The organism is Christiangramia aquimixticola, assembly GCF_048285835.1.
GTDB lineage: Bacteria > Bacteroidota > Bacteroidia > Flavobacteriales > Flavobacteriaceae > Christiangramia > Christiangramia aquimixticola.
Genome location: NZ_JBLVTL010000004.1, coordinates 81518 through 103772 on the forward strand (window position 1 = coordinate 81518; position 22255 = coordinate 103772).

23 protein-coding genes are annotated in these 22255 nt (G+C 38.3%); 17 read left to right on the top strand and 6 right to left on the bottom strand.

The genetic code is table 11. The annotated features are described in order from the left end of the window. Positions 1-216: 216 nt before the first annotated feature. Positions 217-1194 carry a pyruvate dehydrogenase complex E1 component subunit beta gene (locus tag ACNKXV_RS09575; RefSeq protein ID WP_417907504.1) on the bottom strand — a complete coding sequence of 326 codons (978 nt, stop codon included), beginning with the start codon at positions 1192-1194 and terminating at the stop codon, positions 217-219. A gap of 304 nt (positions 1195-1498) precedes the next feature. On the opposite strand from ACNKXV_RS09575, the gene ACNKXV_RS09580 reads away from it, so the two are divergent. The 5 genes from ACNKXV_RS09580 to ACNKXV_RS09600 all read left to right on the top strand — a co-directional run bounded on the left by ACNKXV_RS09580 (position 1499) and on the right by ACNKXV_RS09600 (position 6747). Beyond that, positions 1499-2245: an electron transfer flavoprotein subunit beta/FixA family protein gene (locus tag ACNKXV_RS09580; RefSeq protein WP_417907505.1), complete on the top strand. Its 747-nt coding sequence runs from the start codon at positions 1499-1501 to the stop codon at positions 2243-2245. 47 nt (positions 2246-2292) lie between these two features. Next, complete coding sequence (locus ACNKXV_RS09585; RefSeq protein ID WP_417907506.1) at positions 2293-3261, top strand: electron transfer flavoprotein subunit alpha/FixB family protein; 969 nt, start codon at positions 2293-2295, stop codon at positions 3259-3261. An 84-nt stretch (positions 3262-3345) separates the two neighbouring features. Next, positions 3346-3972 (top strand): bifunctional nuclease family protein, encoded by a 627-nt coding sequence (locus ACNKXV_RS09590; RefSeq protein WP_417907507.1) that lies wholly within the window; start codon positions 3346-3348, stop codon positions 3970-3972. A 6-nt stretch (positions 3973-3978) separates the two neighbouring features. Next, positions 3979-5685, top strand: a complete 1707-nt coding sequence (locus ACNKXV_RS09595) for a NupC/NupG family nucleoside CNT transporter (RefSeq protein WP_417907508.1) — start codon at positions 3979-3981, stop codon at positions 5683-5685. 99 nt (positions 5686-5784) lie between these two features. Further along, positions 5785-6747 (top strand): YihY/virulence factor BrkB family protein, encoded by a 963-nt coding sequence (locus tag ACNKXV_RS09600; RefSeq protein WP_417907509.1) that lies wholly within the window; start codon positions 5785-5787, stop codon positions 6745-6747. A gap of 57 nt (positions 6748-6804) precedes the next feature. Here ACNKXV_RS09600 and ACNKXV_RS09605 read toward each other — a convergent pair whose 3' ends face one another. Beyond that, on the bottom strand, positions 6805-8556 hold the full coding sequence (locus ACNKXV_RS09605) for a hypothetical protein (RefSeq protein ID WP_417907510.1): 1752 nt from the start codon (positions 8554-8556) through the stop codon (positions 6805-6807). Between the two features lie 209 nt (positions 8557-8765). Between ACNKXV_RS09605 and ACNKXV_RS09610 the strand changes: the two genes are divergently transcribed. From ACNKXV_RS09610 to ACNKXV_RS09635, 6 genes are all read left to right on the top strand, one after another. Beyond that, positions 8766-9590: a thymidylate synthase gene (locus tag ACNKXV_RS09610; protein ID WP_417907511.1), complete on the top strand. Its 825-nt coding sequence runs from the start codon at positions 8766-8768 to the stop codon at positions 9588-9590. A gap of 28 nt (positions 9591-9618) precedes the next feature. Next, positions 9619-10029 (top strand): energy transducer TonB, encoded by a 411-nt coding sequence (locus tag ACNKXV_RS09615; RefSeq protein ID WP_417907512.1) that lies wholly within the window; start codon positions 9619-9621, stop codon positions 10027-10029. A gap of 10 nt (positions 10030-10039) precedes the next feature. Beyond that, positions 10040-10798, top strand: coding sequence for a hypothetical protein (locus tag ACNKXV_RS09620; RefSeq protein ID WP_417907513.1), 759 nt, complete (start codon positions 10040-10042; stop codon positions 10796-10798). Positions 10799-10892: 94 nt separating this feature from the next. Next, a complete protein-coding gene (egtB, locus tag ACNKXV_RS09625; RefSeq protein ID WP_417907514.1) occupies positions 10893-12056 on the top strand; it encodes an ergothioneine biosynthesis protein EgtB in 1164 nt (387 codons plus the stop codon). A gap of 8 nt (positions 12057-12064) precedes the next feature. Beyond that, on the top strand, positions 12065-13033 hold the full coding sequence (locus ACNKXV_RS09630) for an L-histidine N(alpha)-methyltransferase (protein ID WP_417907515.1): 969 nt from the start codon (positions 12065-12067) through the stop codon (positions 13031-13033). Between the two features lie 11 nt (positions 13034-13044). Then, positions 13045-13326, top strand: a complete 282-nt coding sequence (locus ACNKXV_RS09635) for a DUF427 domain-containing protein (RefSeq protein ID WP_417907516.1) — start codon at positions 13045-13047, stop codon at positions 13324-13326. Positions 13327-13338: 12 nt separating this feature from the next. Here the strand turns inward: ACNKXV_RS09635 and ACNKXV_RS09640 are convergent, their stop codons facing one another. Then, positions 13339-13629 (bottom strand): isoamylase early set domain-containing protein, encoded by a 291-nt coding sequence (locus ACNKXV_RS09640; RefSeq protein ID WP_417907517.1) that lies wholly within the window; start codon positions 13627-13629, stop codon positions 13339-13341. Positions 13630-13820: 191 nt separating this feature from the next. Then, positions 13821-14897: an aminotransferase class V-fold PLP-dependent enzyme gene (locus tag ACNKXV_RS09645; protein ID WP_417907518.1), complete on the bottom strand. Its 1077-nt coding sequence runs from the start codon at positions 14895-14897 to the stop codon at positions 13821-13823. A gap of 62 nt (positions 14898-14959) precedes the next feature. Here ACNKXV_RS09645 and ACNKXV_RS09650 point away from each other — a divergent pair, with 62 nt between their 5' ends. From ACNKXV_RS09650 to fabD, 5 genes are all read left to right on the top strand, one after another. After that, positions 14960-15427, top strand: a complete 468-nt coding sequence (locus ACNKXV_RS09650) for a 2TM domain-containing protein (protein WP_417907519.1) — start codon at positions 14960-14962, stop codon at positions 15425-15427. A gap of 6 nt (positions 15428-15433) precedes the next feature. Further along, a complete protein-coding gene (locus tag ACNKXV_RS09655; protein ID WP_417907520.1) occupies positions 15434-15922 on the top strand; it encodes a dihydrofolate reductase in 489 nt (162 codons plus the stop codon). Further along, the gene (locus ACNKXV_RS09660) at positions 15903-16760 is read left to right on the top strand and encodes a fructosamine kinase family protein (RefSeq protein WP_417907521.1); all 858 of its coding nucleotides are present in this window, start codon (positions 15903-15905) and stop codon (positions 16758-16760) included. Before ACNKXV_RS09655 ends, ACNKXV_RS09660 begins: the two co-directional genes overlap by 20 nt. Before the next feature lie 97 nt (positions 16761-16857). Then, complete coding sequence (locus ACNKXV_RS09665; protein WP_417907522.1) at positions 16858-17358, top strand: pyridoxamine 5'-phosphate oxidase family protein; 501 nt, start codon at positions 16858-16860, stop codon at positions 17356-17358. 91 nt (positions 17359-17449) lie between these two features. Beyond that, entirely contained in the window at positions 17450-18331 is an 882-nt protein-coding gene (gene fabD, locus ACNKXV_RS09670; RefSeq protein WP_417907523.1) for an ACP S-malonyltransferase, read from the top strand. Between the two features lie 81 nt (positions 18332-18412). On the opposite strand, the gene ACNKXV_RS09675 is transcribed toward fabD, so the two are convergent. Together ACNKXV_RS09675 and ACNKXV_RS09680 are read right to left on the bottom strand one after the other, a co-directional pair. Beyond that, positions 18413-19696 carry a metal-dependent hydrolase family protein gene (locus ACNKXV_RS09675; RefSeq protein WP_417907524.1) on the bottom strand — a complete coding sequence of 428 codons (1284 nt, stop codon included), beginning with the start codon at positions 19694-19696 and terminating at the stop codon, positions 18413-18415. A 3-nt stretch (positions 19697-19699) separates the two neighbouring features. Beyond that, complete coding sequence (locus ACNKXV_RS09680) at positions 19700-20833, bottom strand: DegT/DnrJ/EryC1/StrS family aminotransferase (protein ID WP_417907525.1); 1134 nt, start codon at positions 20831-20833, stop codon at positions 19700-19702. Positions 20834-20931: 98 nt separating this feature from the next. Between ACNKXV_RS09680 and ACNKXV_RS09685 the strand changes: the two genes are divergently transcribed. Further along, positions 20932-22176: a 3-deoxy-D-manno-octulosonic acid transferase gene (locus ACNKXV_RS09685; RefSeq protein ID WP_417907526.1), complete on the top strand. Its 1245-nt coding sequence runs from the start codon at positions 20932-20934 to the stop codon at positions 22174-22176. The last annotated feature ends 79 nt before the right edge of the window (positions 22177-22255 follow it).

Sequence of the window (22255 nt, forward strand, 5' to 3'; positions counted from 1 at the left end):
CCGAAATCAATTATAATTAGCAATTATTTGATGGCGTGAAAATGGAAAAACAAACCTGTTTTGTACTCCCCAACCTGAAAAATTTCAGAATTTTTTAAGTTCATATTTGTTATCCTCACCAGAATAGAACTGCGTTATTCTTTCAGCTTCATTTTCAGACCAAAAAAAACTCCATCGTGAAGATGAAGTTTTAATTATATATCAAAAAAGGAATGATTACTTATACATTACCTTTTTTACAGCTTTTACAACATCCTTGCTATTTGGCAACCATTCTTCCAGAAGAACAGGTGAATAAGGAGCAGGAGTATCTGCCGTATTGATTTTTTCTATTGGAGCGTCCAGATAATCAAAAGCTTTGGACTGTACCTGATAAGTAATTTCTGTAGCAACATTTCCAAATGGCCATGCTTCTTCAAGAATTACAAGTCGGTTTGTTTTCTTAACAGATTCAAGAATAGTATCGTGATCCATTGGACGAACCGTTCTAAGATCAATAATCTCGCAGGAAATATTTTCTTCAGCTAATTCATCAGCTGCTTTGTATGCTTCTTTGATGATTTTTCCGAAGGATACGATAGTAACATCTGTTCCTTCTCTCTTAATATCGGCTTTTCCAATTTCGATAAGGTATTCCTCTTCCGGCACCTCACCTTTATCACCATACATTTGCTCGCTTTCCATAAAGATCACCGGATCGTCATCACGAATCGCAGCTTTAAGCAAACCTTTTGCATCATAAGGATTAGATGGTACGATCACTTTTAATCCCGGAGTATTCGCATACCAGCTCTCGAATGCCTGTGAGTGAGTTGCTCCTAATTGACCTGCAGATCCAGTTGGACCACGAAATACAATTGGAATATTGAACTGCCCGCCACTCATCTGGCGCATTTTTGCAGCGTTGTTTATAATCTGGTCAATCCCAACCAATGAGAAGTTAAAGGTCATGAATTCAATGATTGGACGGTTACCATTCATGGCAGATCCTACTCCAATCCCGGCAAATCCAAGTTCAGCAATTGGTGTATCTATAACTCTCTCCGGACCAAATTCGTCAAGCATTCCTTTGGAAGCCTTATAAGCACCATTATATTCGGCAACTTCTTCTCCCATTAAATAGATGCTGTCGTCGCGACGCATTTCTTCGCTCATCGCCTCGGCAACGGCTTCTCTAAATTGAATTGTCCTCATTATATATAATCTTATTTTTATTCCTGCACGGCAAAAATAGTAATTCAATAAGGTATATACCATATTTGCCAATTAAAATTTTGTTTTGGCAATCCATTCGATATTTTCCTGCTGCTGAAGTAGAGATATAACAGCTTTTTGGTTTTATTATTACACATTCTTCACCAGCCTCCTTATAGAATTTATAATTCCCTAAAAAGCTTCACATATTCACATAATTTTACTATGCATGCATAGCATTTTTTGATTTAAAATACTTACCTTCGTCAACGAAAACGTTTTATTAAAATAAAGAACCTTATATATGAAAATCTTAGTTTGTATTAGTCATGTACCTGACACTACATCCAAAATCAATTTTACTGAAGGAGATACCAAGTTTGATACAAACGGTGTGCAGTTTGTTATTAATCCTAATGATGAATTTGGATTGACAAGAGCAATGTGGTTTAAGGAAAAGCAAGGTGCAAGTGTTGACGTTGTGAATGTTGGAGGAGCAGAAACTGAGCCTACCCTTAGAAAGGCTTTGGCTATTGGTGCAGATACGGCTTTAAGAGTAAACACTCCGGCAACTGATGGATATCAGGTAGCTAAAGAACTGGCAAAAGTTGTTCAGGATGGAGGTTACGATCTTGTGATTGCAGGTAGAGAATCTATTGATTATAATGGCGGAATGGTACCGGGAATGTTAGCCGGTCTATTAAAAGCTAATTTTATAAATAACTGTATTAGTCTTGAAGTTGATGGCGATAAAGCGAAAGCGGTTCGTGAGATCGACGGTGGAAAAGAAACCCTTACAGCTTCCCTTCCTTTAGTGATTGGAGGTCAAAAAGGCCTGGTAGAAGAATCAGACCTTCGTATTCCAAACATGAGAGGAATTATGCAGGCGCGTAAAAAACCTTTAAATGTTCTTGAACCTGCCGAAACTTCTGTAAAAACAGAAGCTATTAAGTTTGAAAAACCAGCTCCTAAAGGAGATGTGAAACTTATTGATCCGGATAACCTTGATGAATTGATCGACCTGCTTCATAACGAAGCGAAGGCGATTTAAGCCGCCAGCGGATCGGTAAATTATTTCAAAACCTAAAAAATTAAAAAATGTCAGTTTTAGTATATATAGAATCAGAAGAAGGAAAATTTAAAAAAGCTTCCTACGAAGTTGCTTCCTACGCCAAAGAGGTAGCAGGAATGATGGGAACAAGTGTTACTGCAATTACTTTTAATGCTGAAGATGTTTCAGAATTAGGAAACTATGGTGTAGACAAGGTTTTAAAAGTAAGCAATGACAAACTTAAAAACTTTAATGCTGAAGCTTATGCCGATGCTATTAAACAGGCTGCTGAAAAAGAAGGCACCAAAGTAGTTGTGGTAAGCCAGAGCGCAAACAGCAAATATCTTGCTCCATTACTGGCGGTACAACTTGAAGCCGGATATGCTTCAAATGTAGTTTCAGTTCCAACTTCTACAGATCCTTTTACAGTAAAAAGAACAGCTTTTACAAACAAAGCTTTCAGTTTTACCAAAATCGATACAGATGTTAAGATCATAGGGCTTTCAAAGAACGCTTTCGGACTTAAAGAAGTTCAGGGCGACGCTACGGCAGAAGAATTTAGCCCAAGCCTTTCTTCAGAAGATTTTTCAGTAAACGTTGAATCTGTGGATAAAGCTACCAACAAAGTAACTATTGCAGATGCTGAAGTAGTTGTTTCTGGTGGACGTGGATTAAAAGGTCCTGAGAACTGGGGAATGATCGAGGAAATGGCAGAAATTCTTGGTGCAGCAACTGCTTGTTCCAAGCCTGTTAGTGATATGGGCTGGAGACCTCATAGTGAACACGTAGGTCAAACCGGAAAGCCTGTAGCTTCTAACCTATACATTGCCGTTGGTATTTCAGGAGCTATTCAACACCTTGCCGGAATTAACGCCGCAAAAACTAAAGTGGTGATCAACAACGATCCGGAAGCTCCTTTCTTTAAGGCTGCAGATTACGGAGTAGTTGGGGACGCTTTTGAGATAGTTCCTAAGCTAAATGAAAAATTGAGGGAATTTAAAGAGAAAAACGCATAATTTTCCTAAATTGCGACCCATAAAAGGGCTGTCTAAATCCGGTAAAACACCCTTATTTAGACAGCCTTTTTAATTTCTTGTTATATGAGTTTAGTGCGACTGAATATTAAAGGGATATCTTATAGTCAAACACAAAACGGAGCTTACGCATTGATTCTCAATGAAGTTGGGGGTGAAAGAAAGTTACCTATTGTGATAGGTGCTTTTGAAGCACAATCCATTGCAATAGCTTTGGAAAAAGAAATTAAACCTCCCCGACCCCTAACCCACGATCTATTCAAAAACTTTTCTGATAGGTTTGGGATCGTAGTAAAGCAGGTAATTATTCACAAATTGGTTGATGGTGTATTCTATTCCAGTCTTATTTGCGAAAGCGATGGGATTGAAGAGATTATTGATGCGCGTACCAGTGATGCCATTGCCCTTGCCTTGCGTTTTAATGCTCCAATATTTACTTACAAAAACATTCTTGATAAAGCCGGGATTTATCTTAAAGCTGATGAAAAGCAGCGTGAACAGGTTAAAGATGAAGAAGAAGGGATTATAGAAGAAGAACTTCTAAAAGAGGAAATTCAATTACAACCTGATGATTCATCAGATTATAAGAAAATGTCTCTTGAAGAGTTAAACGAACTTTTAACCCAGGCAGTTAATCAGGAAGATTATGAAAAAGCGGCCCGTTTAAGGGACGAGATCTCCAAAAGAAAATAATCTGAAATGAACAAAATCTGGTGTTGCCTATTCCTGATCGTTTTATCTTTTACATCAGTCAACGCACAAACTATTTCCAAATCCTGGCAGCTAAAGGTTAACAGTGATTCACTGGCTCAGGCTACACCTTTTGGAAATGCAACCAAGCTAAATTTTAACGAGGGCCAGTTTCAGTTCCTTGATGAAGCAGGAAAAGACACCCTTGCTTCCGGAGATTATCTCTATCAGAATAAACTACTGGTTTTATTCTACAATACTCCTAAAGACACCATTCAAAATATAAGAGTTGGAGCTTTAACAGACTCTAAGCTTTCGCTTACCTCCAATGGCAATTTATACGAACTAACCGCCAGAAACCAGTCTGCAGAAGAAGTTATTCCGGTTTCAACGGCTAAAAAAATGATCCCAAGCCAGGGAATCACTACGTCCAGCCTTATTAGAGGTTTTATTGGAATGGCCGTATTATTGGTAATCGCATTTCTATTTAGCAGCAATAGAAAAGCTATTAACTGGAAAACAGTTGGATTAGGTTTAGCCGCACAACTGTTACTGGCCGTGGGTGTTTTAAAAATTACCATTGTTCAGAATATATTTGAATTCGTAGGGAAAATGTTCGTCTACATCCTTGACTTTACCGCAGCCGGAAGTGAATTTTTACTAGGCGGAATGATGGATGTAGATAGTTTTGGATTTATTTTCCTTTTCCAGGTTCTACCAACCATCATCTTTTTTTCAGCTCTTACTTCGGTACTTTTTTATCTTGGAGTTATCCAGATCGTAGTAAAAGGAATGGCATGGGTGCTTACCAAACTTCTAGGAATTTCAGGTCCTGAAAGTTTAAGTGTCGCCGGAAATATTTTTCTTGGACAAACCGAAGCTCCTTTAATGATCAAAGCCTATCTGGAAAGAATGACCAGATCTGAAATCTTGCTTGTAATGATTGGCGGAATGGCCACTGTTGCCGGTGGAGTTCTTGCTGCCTATATAGGATTTCTTGGAGGAGATGACCCCGCCATGAGATTACAATTTGCGAAACACTTACTGGCCGCATCTGTAATGGCTGCACCCGGAGCAATCGTTATTTCCAAATTACTATACCCACAACAAGAACCTTTTGATGAAAATGTAGAAGTTTCTTCAGAGAAAATTGGGTCGAATATTCTGGATGCCATCGCGAATGGTACTACAGAAGGACTAAAACTTGCAGCCAATGTAGCGGCAATGTTACTTGTTTTTATCGCCTTTATCGCGATGATAAACTTTATCCTTGCCAAAGTTGGAAGTGTCACTCACCTGAATATTTTAATGGCAGATTATACACCTTATTCCAAGTTTTCTCTGGAATCTATCTTAGGACTTATTTTCGCCCCATTAATGTGGGTAATTGGAGTTGCCAAGGAAGACATGATGCTAATGGGACAGTTATTAGGGATCAAGCTTGCAGCCAGTGAGTTTGTAGGCTATGTACAATTGGCTGAATTAAAGAATCCGGCAAATGCCCTGAGTTTAAATTATGAGAAGTCTGTTATCATGGCCACCTATATGTTATGCGGATTCGCCAATTTTGCTTCCATTGGGATCCAAATTGGAGGAATAGGATCGCTGGCACCCGGACAACGTAAAACTCTTTCTGAATTTGGAATGAAAGCATTGCTTGGGGGAACCCTTGCCTCGTTGCTTTCTGCTACTATCGCCGGAATGATAATTGGATAAATAAACATCTCTTAAACTTTTCTGAAAATATTCGGCGGAATAGTGCTTATCGTGCCTTTTTATTTTAATCTTCTTATATTCTGATTAAAATAAAAATCTATGAGCATACAAACCAATACTAAAGGACAAAGAGCAAAAAAACCCCGGGAAATTCCGGCTAAAGGCTGGAAAGAAATTGGAAAACGTACGCTTTCCCAGATATCAGACGATCATATCCAGATCGTTTCCGCCGGAATCGCATTTTATTTTTTCCTGGCGCTGTTCCCGGCAATTATTGCCGCGATAAATATATACAGTCTTATTATCGAACCCTCGCAAATAGAGGAACAATTCTCTGCTCTGCAAGGTTTTCTACCCTCACAGGCATTTGAAATTGTTACCGGAATTCTGGAACCAATCCTTAATAAGCCAAATTCAACCCTGGGATGGAGTTTGGCAATAAGTATCCTGGTAAGTTTATGGAGTGCAAATAAGGGAACTTCTGCCTTATTTGAAGGCATTAATATCGCTTATGATGAAACGGATGAACGTGGTTTTATCAAGAAAACTGGCCTCACCTTTGCATTTACTATAGGTGCCATTTTTTTGGGACTTTTAAGTATGATGCTGTTAATCTTCTATCCTGCCTTCATTGATAAACTAGGATTACCATCCGGGATGGAATCATTTATCACCTATGGACGTTGGTTTCTTGTCGCTTTTCTATTCATTTTTGGTCTTGGCTTACTATATCGAAAAGCTCCGGATAGAGATGACCCGGAAACCAAATGGGTAACCTGGGGAGCTATTGCCAGCACAATACTCTGGATAGTGGGTTCTCTTTTATTTTCCTGGTATGTAGCAAATTTTGGAAGCTATGATAAGGTCTACGGAAGTTTTGCCGCTGTAATTGTATTGATGCTATGGCTTTTTTTAACTGCTTTTATAATTCTTCTTGGCGCTGAAGTAAACAGTGAAATGGAACACCAAACGCGTAAAGACACAACCGTTGGCGCGGATGAACCCATGGGACAAAGAGATGCCTATCATGCCGATCATGTTGCAAGCAAAAACAATAAATAATAAAAAGGCTGTCGAAAGACAGCCTTTTTATTTTAAGTTAAGTTAAGTTATCCTATCTTAAAATACAGTAAGCATACTACCCGCAATCGCTGCTCCGGCAGATACTACTGCACTAACTACTAACCACCATGCTGCAGATGCTGCAGTCTTTCTGGTATGTTCAGCTTTAATAACAGCTTTTCTTTCAATGGTTGCAAGTTTTGCTTTGGCTGAATTTTCGATCTTATCGATCTTCTTCAGTGCCTTATTCTTAGAGTCTTCAATAGTATCAACAACCTTATCGATATCTTTTCTATCAATTCTAGTATTGTTGGTTACGGTAGCAATAATCTGCTCACGATCATAGTTCTTCAATCGTTGTTTCATAGTTGAAAGATTACCCTTCTGGCTCTCTAATTTCGCCTGAAGCATACTTCCCAGTCCCGAAAAATCCTGTGTTGATTCACCATTACTACTTCCAATTCCGGAAATTAGTTTTTGAACCTGAGCCTTTAGATCATCTAACATAGAATCATTAGTATTACCGCTAAGTTCAATTTGAATGGTTCTAACCACTTTCTCCACTTTATCGGCATACTTTTCAATTTCCATTCTACTTAGAGAGGTATTGCTGGACAGGAAGCTTATAACTTCATTTCTATCAAGTTCTCCCAGTTTTCCACCAAGTTTTTGAGCTTCTACTTTAGGATCTTTGATGATCTCATTAATCCTGTTTTTAAGATCACTTTCGCTCATGGAAGAAGACCCGTTAGAAGACAACATATCTTTAATCTTAGTCATATACTCTCCCACCTGCTCTTCTTCAGCCGGCGTAAGTTTTGCAATAACTTTTTTAGCCTTCTCCTCGTTTGTATCACCTTCTGCATAAGCTTCCTTCAATTCCTTCTGAAGTTGCTTTAACTGCTCTGTCTTCCCTTTACCTTCAGGTGAAGAATCTTTCGAAGAACTATCAATTGCAGTACTAATTACATTTTGTACAGCCATCCACTTCATTGGACTTGAACCTCCAGAATTATTTTGATTCGAATTCTCATTCGATTTCTCTACAGAATTATTTACGATCTCTTCTATATCCTGTTTCACCTTCTGGTAATCAGGCATTTTTTGATCAAATCTGGTAAAGAAATCATCGATAGACCTATGAATGGAATCCTCATCTATAGGACTCTGAAATTCTTCTCTAACCTTCTCAATGGTATGGTCTGCCATATTCTGAATCTTCTTCTCCTTAGAAGTAGCAAACATTCCTTTTACAGCTTCAGCTGAAGATCTTAATCCGGCAGTTGCAGTATTGATCAATCCTCCTACTAGAGTATTTACAACCTTACTTTCCAGATAAAACAACAGTATGAAAAAAGTTGCCCAAATTACAAGTGCTAGGGTGATCCCAACCATTGTATTGGCGATCATGCTTAAATTAAGCGCAAGTGCTGTAGCCGCAAATAGGGAAATAGCTACAGTTATGGTACTCCAAATTCCAAAGCCGGCTGTAACTTTTACTGCGGTACTTCCGCTATTACTATCGTCATCATCGTCACCGGAATCATCTCCAAAAGAATGTTTTCCTGCCGTATGATTTTTGCCCTGCACATAAGACTTTTTTACATCTCCTATGGCACTAATCCCTGTAGCAACAGAGAGAGCAGTTAGAATAAACTGAAATCCAAGAGCAAGAATCACTCCGGCAATAACTGTGATAAAAAACTGGGGAGTGATGATTGCCTCCGTCAAATAGCCCGTTTCTACTTCCTGAGCCTGTAACCCATAACTGAATAACAGTAAAGCAGATAACAATGTCATTTTTCTCATATTTCCTTAGTTTTTAATTTTTGGTTTTTTTCCAAGTTACAATGGGAGATATGGAGACTTTCTTTAAGCTTCGTTAATTAACAGGATTTTTATATCTGTTCAGCCATTCTACAACCGGTTTTAATAAAATCTTTAGAAAATTGGCTATGCTTCAAACTGTCGAATGAGTGGAATTTAGTATTTTAGGCCTTTTGACCACCGTTTAGAATATGAAACAATATCACGAGCTACTTCAGCATATATTAAAAGAGGGAAACCTTAAAGGTGACCGTACAGGGACCGGAACTAAAAGTGTTTTTGGCTATCAAATGAGATTTGATCTAAGCGAAGGTTTTCCCATGGTTACCACCAAAAAGCTTCATTTAAAATCTATTATTTACGAACTATTATGGTTCCTTAATGGTGATACAAATATTAAATATTTACAGGAGAATGGGGTTCGTATATGGAATGAGTGGGCAGATGAAAATGGCGACCTTGGCCCGGTATACGGCCACCAATGGAGAAACTGGAATAGTGAAGAAATAGATCAAATAAAAGAGATCGTAGAAACCCTTAAAAAAAATCCGGATAGCCGGCGTATGTTGGTTTCTGCCTGGAATCCTTCGGTTTTACCGGACACTTCGGTTTCGTTTTCAGAAAATGTTGCGAATGGAAAAGCTGCTTTACCGCCCTGCCATGCTTTTTTTCAATTCTATGTAGCCAATGGCAAGCTATCCTGTCAACTATACCAGCGAAGCGCCGATGCATTTCTAGGGGTACCTTTTAATATTGCATCTTATGCACTTCTTACCATCATGATGGCACAGGTTTGTGGTTATGAGGCCGGGGACTTTGTACATACCTTTGGAGATGCTCATATTTACAGCAACCATATGGAGCAGGTGGAACTCCAGTTAAGCAGGGATCCACGACCATTACCTACGATGAAGCTTAATCCGGACGTAAAAGATATTTTCGATTTTAAATTTGAAGATTTTAAACTGGAAAACTACGATCCGCACCCGGCGATCAAAGGAAAAGTTGCCGTATAATCGATATATCATTAAAAGTAAAATTACTATGAAGAAATTAGTATTGTTCATCTTTCTACTAGGCGGAATAAATGCGTTTGCACAGCAAGACGTTAATGTAAAAGGTAATAAAGTTACCATGAAAGGAACAGCTCCTGTATGGAAAGGCTGTGAAAGCGAAAAAGACCAAAAAGCCTGTTTTAATAAAATGCTGATGCAGCATATCAAACAAAATTACAAATACCCTAAAAACGAAAAAGGGGAATACATTCGTGGGAAGGCCACTGTTTCAATTTTAGTAGATGAAAAGGGAAAGGTGGTAGTTACTAAAGTTGATGGAGCTCATCCACAAATAAATACAGAAGCGAAACGGATGTTAGAAGCTATCCCGCAAATGACACCGGGCAAATTGGGAGGAAAACCGAAAGCTATTAAATATACCATCCCTCTTAATTTTTAAATTTTCCATATTGTATAAGTTTATAATTTTTCTTCTATTTCCCGTTATCTGTTTTTCTCAGGAATCCCGGATCTTTAAATATGAGGAAATCGAAGTTCCGCCTGTTCACCTGGATTGTGAGAACGCAGAAGACTACAGCTGTAGCCTTAATAAAATAGGAAGCTTTCTTCAGAAAAATTTTAATAAGGAAATATTCGAAGAGAATGAGTTAATGATAAATTTCAAACTGAAGTTTATCATGGATAATTCTGGTGAGGTAAAATGGGCGAAAGCAATTACTAAAAATACCAAAGCTGGCAAAGAAGCTGAAGCTCTCATAAAAACTCTCCCTCAATTTATACCGGGCACCCTTAACGATGAAGAGGTATCTGTCATGTATACTATGCCGGTTAGCATCCGCAATTTTAAAAAATTCCCGGGCACCTTCGAAATTAGTGAGGTTGACACGCCGCCGGTATCATCAGCCTGTAAAACGAAGGAGGATCAGGCAGAGTGTCTCGCCAGTACAATAGCCAGGCGCATTAATCTAAAAACCAAAACACATTCTCTGGATTTTGGTTTTTATGAAGCGATTATCAATTTAGAGATTAATAAACAAGGGGAGATTTCAAATTACCAGGTGATCTCAAATAGCAAGGATTTAAGCGAAGTCCTTTATAAGGTCAAGAAACATCTTCCTGAAGTCTTTTTACCGGCTTCATTAAACGGAGAAAATGTTGGAGTTTCTATGCATATTCCGGTTAGCTTAAGTGTTAGTTCGCCACAATAGGTTCAAGTTTAACTTGACCTTAACGACTGACTATCCCGGTCATTTTCAAAAAATTGTAAATTTGAGTGATACCTAAACGTATCACTTTTTTTATATGCTTTCACAACAGGAGTTAATCAACTTATTTAGGGAAACCCGGGAAAAATCTGAAGAGATATGCTCTTTTCTGGAAACTGAAGATTATGTGGTTCAACCCATAGAAAACGTTTCCCCTCCCAAATGGCATCTTGGGCATACTACCTGGTTCTTTGAAGAATTCGTATTAAAAAAGTATGCAGAAGGCCATCAACTCTATGATAAGAATACGGCTTATGTATTTAACAGCTATTACGAAAGCGTAGGCGAAAAGGTTATAAGAACCAATCGTGGAAATCTTTCCAGACCAACAGTGAGCTGGATCTATGATTTCAGAAAATATGTTACCAAACAAGTCCTGAACCTATTGGAAAATAATAGTCTAAGCGATGAAGCACTCAGCGTGATAGAAATAGGTTGTCATCATGAAAAGCAGCATCAGGAATTACTGTATACAGACATAAAATACATTCTGGGTAATAATCCATTGTTCCCGGTTTATAACGATCAATTCAGAGAAAATCCCGTGCAGGACTTTGATCAGGAATGGATAAATATTGAGGAAGGAATTTATGAAATTGGCCACAAAACCAATGACTTTTGTTACGATAATGAACAGGGAGTGCACAAAACCTATCTGCATGATTTCTCCATTTCCAACAAACTGGTGACCAACCGGGAATATCTCGAATTCATGGAATCCGGAGGTTATGATGATGTTTTGCTATGGCATGCCGAGGGCTGGGACTGGATAAAGGAAAATAATATTCAGGCTCCATTCTACTGGCACAAAATCGAAAATACCTGGCATCAATATACCTTAAATGGACTTTCAAAATTATCGCTGGACGCTCCTATTACTCATATTTCGTATTATGAGGCTTTTGCTTTTGCTGAATGGAAAGGAATGCGATTACCAACCGAAAAAGAATGGGAAGTTGCTCAATCCAAATTTGAATGGGGAACCCGATGGGAATGGACTGAAAGTGCTTATTCTCCCTATCCCGGTTATAAAAAACCAGACGGCGCATTAGGGGAATACAACGGAAAATTTATGGTAAACCAAAAGGTGCTGAGAGGAGCATCTGTGGCTACCTCAAAAAATCATACACGATATACGTACAGGAATTTCTTCCATCCGCAATTAAGATGGCAATTCACTGGTTTCCGACTCGTAAAATAAAAGCATCTATGAAAAATCAATCAGAAACCATGTTTGAATCTGCTTTTGCTGAAGACACTTATAAAGGACTCACTCAGGATCCAAAATATTTGCTTTCAAAATATATTTATGATAAAAATGGGGACCTCCTGTTCCAGCGTATCATGAATATGCCGGAATATTACCTTACTTCCTGTGAGTTTGATATTCTGGAAAAGAACAAGAAAGATATAGCAGCCTCCTTTAAAGATGAATCAGGTTTTGATTTGATTGAACTGGGAGCGGGCGATGGAAAAAAGACCAAAGTTCTTTTAAAGGAATTTGTCGCACAAAAATTCAACTTTAATTACCTCCCTGTAGATATTAGTGCAAATGTTTTGGAAGGACTGGAGGAATCAGTTAAAAAAGAAATTCCGGAAGTTAATATTAAGGTGCAACAGGGAACTTATTTTAATACTCTGGAGAAACTTGCAGAATATAATACCCGCAAAAAAGTGATCCTTGTACTTGGCAGTAATATTGGAAATCTCTCGCATCCGCAAGCGGTAGGTTTTTTGAAGAATATTGCGCAGGCGATGAGCAAAAATGATATGCTGTTCATGGGTTTCGATCAAAAGAAGGATCCGCAGAAAATCTTAAATGCTTATAGTGACAAGCAAGGGATAACAGAACAATTCAACAAAAATATTCTGGTAAGAATTAACAGGGAGCTTGGAGGAAATTTTGAACCCGATAATTTTATGCATTGGGAAACATATAATCCTGAAACCGGCACCGCCAAAAGTTATCTGGTAAGTAAAAAGGATCAAAAGGTCGAGATCCGGAACCTGAACTTAAAAGTCTCATTCTCCACCTGGGAAACCATACATACAGAAATTTCTCAGAAATATGACGATAGCATTGTAAACTGGCTTGCAGAGGAAGCCGGTTTAACGGTAGAACATGCCTTTACAGATCAGGAAAATTGCTATAAAAATTATATATTTAAGAGCAAATAAGACCGTAAATTATGAAAGCCATTTGGAATAATACAGTGATCGCCGAAAGTTCCAATACCAGAATTGTAGAGAGCAATCATTATTTTCCACCGGAAGACATCAAAACCGAATATCTAAAACCCAGCGACCATCATTCACGTTGTCCCTGGAAAGGCAAAGCATCTTATTATCATGTCCAGGTGAATGGTGAGATCAATAAGGATGCTGCATGGTATTACCCCTCGGCAAGCCATGCCGCTAAACCCATTGAAAATTATATCGCTTTCTGGAATGGTGTGAAGATTACAGAATAGACCTGTAAAAGTTTAAACTACCACTACCGCATTCTCTGTTGCAGCAAACTCATTCCATTTGTAATTGTCTGCTTCAGTCTCATTGGTCCACTGCCCGTCAATCACATATCTAAACTGATATTCCTTATCTACCGGCAAATTGTATTGCGCCTTGAAGTTTCCGTTTTTATATTTTTTAAGTTCGGTTAATTTCCAGTTATTGAAATCTCCGGCTACTTCTACTTTATTAGCTTCTTTTGCAGAAACACAGAAAGTTATCTTACATTCAGGCTTCGACTTTAAATATTGTTTGGTAATAGACATATCGTTGTTGTTTTAATTGACGATTTAATAATCAAATTAAAACAATTAAAACTCATAAAACAATAACTGTCAATTAGTTAACCTCATTTTTCTGATATTCGTAATAGAATGATCTTATTTGGCTTCTCAAGGAATTACGAAAACGTTTTTGACTAAGAATTCTCTAATAAATTATACAGGAAGATTAATTCTTATATCTTCAAAACATTGAATAAATGACCAAGATCAGTTTCATTATTAAAATAATGAAGGCTAATTCTTATACCCTCGCCACGCAAAGAAGTAATTATTCCTTCTGCTCTTAGTTTTTGATACAAGTCTTCATTCCCGCAAATATTAAATATTGGAGAAATGGAATCTCGTTCCAGGATCCAATTATCTATCAAACCCGCATTGGCAAATTTAAGTTTCGCAAAATCCTTCAGTTCTGTAATCCTTGCTTCTATTTCGCTTAAACCAATTTCCTTTATAAGATCTATGGCCACCTTAAGGCTTCCAAAATTCAGGGTATCATAATGACCCGGTTCAAAGCTTCCTAAAAAGTTTCCTTCGTGTGCTTTATATTTACCTTGCAGGCTACCAAATCCTACATGCTTCGGTTTCAGTTTTCCTTCCACCCTTTCATTAAAAAGAATGAATCCGTTACCATAACCTGCATTCATCCACTTATAGCAACTTGCCAGGGCAATGTCAATTCCTGAATCATCAAAATCAAAGGCTTCGGTTCCAAAATACTGGGTTCCATCAGCAATAAGTACCAAATCTGGAAACTTCGATTTTAGTTCTTTTAAAAATGAAATATTCAATTTTATCCCGCTTATATACTGAATAAGACTGAATGCAAAAAAATCCGGTTTCTCATTTTCAATCTGCTTCAGAATATTTTCCTCCAGATTCTCATTTATTTCAGCATACACCACCTCAAAATTTCTTGACTCCACCGGCCAGTTTACAGAAGGATAATCTCCAGATAACAACAGAAATTTTTGAGGTTTATCAATACTTTCAAGTATACTATTCATGCCATAGGAGAAATTAGGAATAAGGGCCACACGGTTAGGCTGGCATATAAATAGCGATCCTATACTCTCTCTAACTTTGGTGAGCATATCCCCCATATTCTCCTTTAGAAGGCTGGCTTTAAGCAAAAAATCCAGGTCATGATCCTGCCTGAATTCCCAAACTTTCTCGGGCAATAATCCGGAAGCGGCTGTATTTAGGTAGGTATATTGCTCTAAGACCGGAAATCCTTTTCTTAAATTATGCATAAGCTATGGGAAGTTCTTTTGATAAAATGTAAATTTGATACTACACTAATGTAATTTTAAATATGTTTTCTAAAAAGAAAAATGAACCCAAAATAGATTACGAACAAAGAGAGCTTTACGAAAATGCCCGGCAAAGGGCTAAACAGAAAAAACGCCTTTTCCAACATTTTGTAGTGTTTCTCATTGGGGCGGTTTTCCTTATAATTCTAAACGTTGTAATAGGCTTTAAAGAAGATTTCCAGCCTCTTGGATATAACTGGTTCGTTTGGGCCGTACTTCTCTGGACCTTATTGTTTGTTATCCATTTTATAAATGTTTTTATAGTAAACAGTTTTATGGGTAAAGACTGGGAAGCACAACAGGTAGACCGGCTGGTTAAAAAACAGAAAGAAAAGATCGCTTCTTTAAAACAGAAAGTAGAAATGGAGCATCCTCTTCCTGGTTCTAATCAACCAGTTTCAAGCCCAAAGGTTGATCCATCTATAAAAAGAATAAATCCGGAAGATCCTAACAAACCAATTAACAGCTAAATCTTTATGATAACTATGATCGCTGCGGCAGCAGAAAATAATGCATTGGGAAAAGACAATGATCTGGTATGGCATTTACCCGATGATTTTAAAAGATTTAAACGTTTAACCTCCGGTCATTATATAATCATGGGTCGTAAAACTTTTGAATCTTTCCCCAAGTTATTGCCTAATCGAACTCATGTTATCATTACCCGTAACAAGGATTACAATCCCGAGGGAACCATCGTGGTTCATTCCATAGAAGAAGCTCTTAAGGTTTGTAAATCTGACGAACAACCTTTTATTATTGGTGGCGGAGAGATTTATAAAATGGGAATGGAATATGCCGATAGAATCGAACTCACCAGAGTCCACTCTCAATTTGACGCAGATACTTATTTCCCTGAAATTAATGAAAGCGACTGGGAGATCGTAAAAGAGGAGTTCCACGATAAGGATGAAAAACACGATGAATCCTTTACTTACTTAACTTATGAGCGCCGGGACAAGTGATTTACTTTTTAAAGTCGCGCAACAAAATATTCTTAGTCTAGAAAAATATTCTGCCTTAAGCGGCGGAGATATCAATCAGGTTTATTTGTTGGAATGCCAGGAGGGGCGGTTCGTGGTTAAACTGAACCACACCAATAAATTTCCCGGCATGTTCCACGCTGAACAAAGCGGCCTGCAGCAACTTGCGGAACCCGGCGTTATAGACATTCCAAAAATCATTGCTACCGGTGAAATTATAAATCAATCATATCTCCTGCTTGAATACAAACCAGAAGGCAAAAAATCTTCAAAATTCTGGTCAGATTTCGGAGAACAGCTGGCCCGGCTTCATAAATGTACCTCTGCCAGCTTTGGGTTAGATTCTAACAATTATATAGGCAGCCTTCCGCAGTATAACGATTACAGGGAAAATGCAGCCGATTTTTACCTGGAGATGAGATTTGAACCCCAGCTTAAAATGGCCATTGATAATGGATTCAATTTAGAAATTCCGGAGACTTTTTTTGAAACCATCCGTAATATAATTCCACAGGAAGCTCCTTCATTAATTCATGGAGACCTGTGGAGCGGAAACTTCCTTGTAAATTCTGAAGGTGCACCCTGCCTTATCGATCCCGCCGTTGCCTTTGCATCCAGAGAAATGGATCTGGCCATGATGAAACTTTTTGGTGGTTTCGACCAGGAACTTTTTAATGTTTATAACGAAGTTTTCCCCCTGGAAAAAGGCTGGCAGGACCGGATCCTTCTCTGGCAACTTTATTATTTAATGGTACACTTAAATATTTTTGGAACGCCATATAAAGAGCGGGTGGAATCTATAATAAAACATTATTCCTGATTTTACATTTCTTAACAGCCACCCTACTTTTTTTAGCAGTTCCTTAGCGCATAATGCTTTATATCCAAAGTATCTTGAAATCAAACAAAAATTGATTATGAGTACGAAAAATTTATACGACGATAAAGCAAGAGAAAAGATTAAAGAAATTGCCAAAGATGTAGATTACTGCATGCTTGTGACTAATATGGATCAAAAACCACTTAGCGCAATCCCTATGGCCACAAAGGATGTGGATGACCATGGCGCAATCTGGTTCCTAAGCAAAGGAGATAGCGAACACAATAGAAATATTGAAAAGGACAAGGACGTTCAATTGCTATATAGCGGAACTTCAGAAAAAGAGTTTTTAAGTGTGTATGGAGAAGCATTTATTGAAACCAACCGGGAGGTTATAAAAGAATTGTATTCTAAAGTAGATAACGCCTGGTTCGATGGTGATAATGATCCAAATATCACAGCAATAAAAGTAAATCCTGTAGAAGCTTATTACTGGGACAATAAGGACAATAAAATGGTAACCATGTTTAAATTGAGCATGGCTGCGGTGACGGGAAAAAATCAGGATATAGGTGAAAAAGGAAAATTAAACGTCTAATTGACTGAATTTTTAAGGAAAGACCTCATAGCAAATCTTTGTTATGAGGTCTTTTTATTTATACCTATTTTAGCACCCCTAAACCAATATTATGAAAGCATATGTATTTCCGGGTCAGGGAGCCCAGTTTTCAGGAATGGGTCTTGATCTTTTTGAAAAATCTGCCGAGGCACAGGAACTATTTAAACAGGCGAATGAGATCCTTGGATTTTCTATCACAGATATTATGTTCGAAGGTTCTGCAGAGGACCTGAAACAAACAAAAGTTACACAACCTGCTATTTTTATACATTCAGTTATTTTAAGTAAAATGTTAGGTGAAGATTTTAAGCCTGATATGGTTGCGGGTCATTCACTTGGAGAATTTTCAGCTCTGGTTGCTAATGGAACATTAAGTTTTGAAGATGGGTTGAGGCTGGTATCACAAAGAGCTCAGGCCATGCAAAAGGCATGTGAACTGGAACCTTCTACAATGGCGGCAGTACTTGGATTAGAAGATGAGATGGTTGAAGCTGTTTGTAGTGAGACCGAAGGTGTGGTGGTAGCTGCAAATTATAACTGTCCCGGGCAGCTGGTGATTTCCGGTGCTTATGAAGCTGTAGAAAAAGCTTGTGAGAACATGAAAGAAAGAGGTGCTAAAAGAGCGTTGATACTTCCGGTTGGAGGTGCCTTCCACTCTCCCCTAATGGAGCCCGCAAGAAAAGATCTGGCAGCAGCCATTGAGAACACTCATTTCTCTCAACCAATCTGCCCAATTTATCAGAACGTAAGCACTTTTGCAGTAAATGATCCGGCAGAAATCAGGAAGAATCTTGTATTCCAGTTAACCGCACCGGTAAAATGGACTCAGTCGGTACAAAATATGATCAAAGACGGAGCTACAGAATTTATTGAAGTTGGTCCCGGAAAAGTATTGCAGGGTCTGGTAAAAAAGATCGATAGAAGCATGACTACTTCTTCTGCCAGTATTTAATTGTTGATACTAATATAGAATAAAAAAAGCCCGATCTGCAGATCGGGCTTTTTTATGAGGTCGTTCTTTAAAGTAAAAATCTTACCGGTTCTTATATACCTTCCCTTCTTTCATTACGAATTTCACTTCCTGAAGAGTTTTGATATTCTTGGTTGGATCTTCGTCAACTGCGATAATATCGGCAAAAAAGTCTTTGGCTATTTGTCCGCTTTCATTTTCCATATTAAGAATTTTAGCGGGTTCAATGGTAGCGCTTTGGATCGCCTTCATTTCAGGCATTCCAGCTTCAACCATATACTCAAATTCGCGGGCATTTTCTCCATGTTTAAAAACCCCGGCATCTGTTCCAAATGCAATTGGCACTCCCCGCTTATAGGCTTTGGAAAAAGTATTCTGAATTTTTGGTCCAATTTCTCTGGCTTTAGGTACAACTAGTTCAGGATAATATCCTTCGATCTCTGCTTTTTCGGTCACTTCTTTTCCGGCGGTTATGGTAGGAACCAAATAAGCATTCATCTTTTTCATTAGGTCCATGGTCTCTTCACTCATTAAAGTACCATGCTCTATGGTTTTAACCCCGGCTCTCACCGCTCTTTGCATTCCTTCGTCCCCGTGGGCATGGGCAGCAACATGAAATCCATAGTCCCTGGCTGTTTTAACGATCTCTTCGATCTCTTCATGAAAAAACTGAGGATTGGAACTACTCTTTGCTACACTTAAAACTCCCCCGGTAGAGGTTATTTTTATTAGGTCGGCTCCATTCTTATAACGTTGTCTAACCGCTTTACGCGCATCTTCCACTCCATTTACCACGCCGTGTTTTGGTCCCGGATCACCCTTCATCGCATTGTTCATCCCATTAGTTGGATCTGCATGTCCTCCGGTAGTAGCCAGAGATTTTCCAGCGGTAAAAACCCGCGGACCTGCTATTTTCCCGGCTTCGATCGCATTTCTTAATGATATGTTCACCCCCGAGCCTCCAAGATCCCGAACAGTTGTAAAGCCGGCCATCAAAGTCTTTTCAGCAAATCCAACCGAATTGAAAGCATCGTCTGCCGGGTTATTGGTGAATCTTTGAAGATATTTTGAAGGATTGGTTTCACTTTCCATATGTACATGCATATCAGTTAAACCGGGTAATACTGTTTTATCCTTCAGGTCTATAATTTTAGCTGAATCAGATTCAGGATTCACATAACCCTTCTTAACTTCTTTGATCCTTTTTCCGGATACAATGATGGTTCTTTCTTTTAAAATTTCACCAGATTTTGTGTCTACCAGTTTTCCGGCATGGATATAGGTTTCCTGTGCCATCATATTTGTAAAAAATACCATGGCGAATAAAAAGGCAAGTAAGTTTTTCATGAATTATTTTTTAAGAAAATCGATTAGCGCAGACGTAATATATTCAATTTGTTCATCATCCAGTTCAGAATGCATTGGTAATGAAATCACTTCCTTTACCAATTGGTTAGTAACCGGGAAATCTGCTTCATTATACCTTTCATCTGCATATGCTTTTTGAAGGTGCAGGGGAATTGGGTAGTAAATCCCGAAAGGAATTCCCTTTTCCTGTAAATGTTTGGCCAGGCCATCTCTTTTCCCATTTTTGATCTTCAGGGTATATTGATGATAGACATGAGAATCCTGCTCACCTATGAGAACTGGTGTTTCTAAATTCTCTATATTTTTTAATGCTGAAGTATATTTTGCGGCAGAACTTCTTCTTGCGGCATTATAACCATTCAGTTTAGGAAGCTTAGCTCTTAATACTGCGGCCTGAAAACTGTCCAGTCTGGAATTTACTCCAACCACATCATGGTGATAACGCTCATACATTCCATGATTCACAATCCCACGAATGGTATGTGCGAGTTCATCATTATTGGTGAAAATAGCCCCTCCATCTCCATAACAACCAAGATTTTTGGATGGAAAAAATGAAGTTGCCGCAATATCACCCATAGTTCCGGCCTTTAGAGTACCCATTTTATCTGAATGATAATTGGCACCTATCGCCTGTGCATTATCTTCGATTACATAAAGATCATGTTCCTTAGCAATTTGCATGATCTCATCCATATTTGCTACCTGACCAAACAGGTGGACAGGAACAATAGCTTTTGTTTTAGGAGTAATGGCATCCTTGATCTTTTGAGGATCAATATTGAAGGTTTCAGGATCCACATCTACGAGAACAGGAGTCAACTGTAATAATGCGATCACCTCTACGGTAGCTGCAAATGTAAAGTCGGCAGTGATCACCTCATCACCCGGTTTCAAACCGAGTCCCATCATAGCGATTTGTAAAGCATCAGTACCATTGGCACAAGGGATCACATGTTTAACATTCAGATACTCTTCCAGTTCTTTTTGAAACCCATGAACATGTGGACCATTGATAAAAGAAGTTTCTTCGATTATCTCCTGAAAGGAACTGTTTACCTGCTCCTTTATACCATCATACTGACCTTTAAGGTCTACCATCTGAATCTTTCTCATTTGCAATATTTTTACGGTTCACGAAAATACGAAATATAGACCCTTCTAACAATTGGTTTCTATGGAAAGGCCTATTTTTACACTATTAAGTTTTAGAGATGGAGGGTATTTACAATGTACTTACGAGCATAAGTGGAAGTGTGATTAAAGTTGCTGGAAATTTTAGTCCGAAGCTGAAGGATTTTAGCCGGGGAAGAAAAGATTTATTTTCGCGGCTTGAAAATGCTGTGGAGCCGGGTCTTAAGTATTTCTGGGTACATGCCGCTTCTTTAGGTGAATTTGAAATGGCCGTTCCAATTCTGGAACTACTAAAGAAAAAATATCCGGATCATAAGATCGTGGTTAGTTTTTTCTCTCCTTCCGGATTTAATAATAAAAAACAGCATCCATTAGTAGATCTATTTACTTATCTGCCTTTGGATACAAAGAAAAATGCCAGCAGGTTTATTAAAATTATAAACCCCGAGATGGTTTTCTTTATTAAATATGACTTCTGGCCCAATTATCTTCACCAATTAAAAAACCGAAAAATCCGGACTTTTTTAATATCCGGAATATTTAGAGAAGATCAGGCGTTTTTCAAATTCTATGGAAACTGGATGAGAAAATCGCTTAAGGCTTTTGAACACTTCTTTGTGCAGGATAAGAAATCTCTGGAATTATTAAAGTCTATAGGTCTCAAAAATTCCACGCTGGCCGGAGATACCAGGTTTGACCGGGTCGCTTCACAAATAGCTTCAGATAATAAGCTGGAGTTTCTGGAAAGATTTAAGGACGGTCAGATATTAACTGTTTTTGGAAGTACCTGGCCAGATGATGAAAAATTAATTCTGGACTTCATTAATGGCTCCTCCAGTGTTAAATTCGTAATTGCTCCACACGAGATCAAACCCGAAAAAATAAAACATCTGGAAAAATCCATTAACATCCCTGTGACCAGATATTCAGAAATGGGAGATCAAGATCTTTCCCAATACCGGGTTTTAATTATGGACACTATAGGTTTATTAGGCCGGGCATATAGTTATGCAAATATCGCCTATGTGGGAGGTGCTGCGGGAACTACAGGTTTGCATAACATCCTGGAACCTGCCACCTTTGGGATTCCAATTGTGATAGGAGAAAACTTCTCAAAATTTCCTGAAGCAGAAAAACTTCAGAAGCTGGCGGGATTATTTTCTGTTAAAAATTCAACAGAATTTTCGGCTATTATGACCAAACTTCACACCAATAAAGCTTTCCGCGAAAAAGCCGGAATGGTTGCAGGTCACTTTATTAACAGTAATACCGGCACAACGGAAATCCTGGAAACTTACCTCGATTCTCACCCTTTAAAGTTTTAACAAACAGTGCTAAAATAAAGTAAAATAAATTCGAGGAAACGCAATTAGTTGTAATTTCGATCCATAGAAACAAATAAAA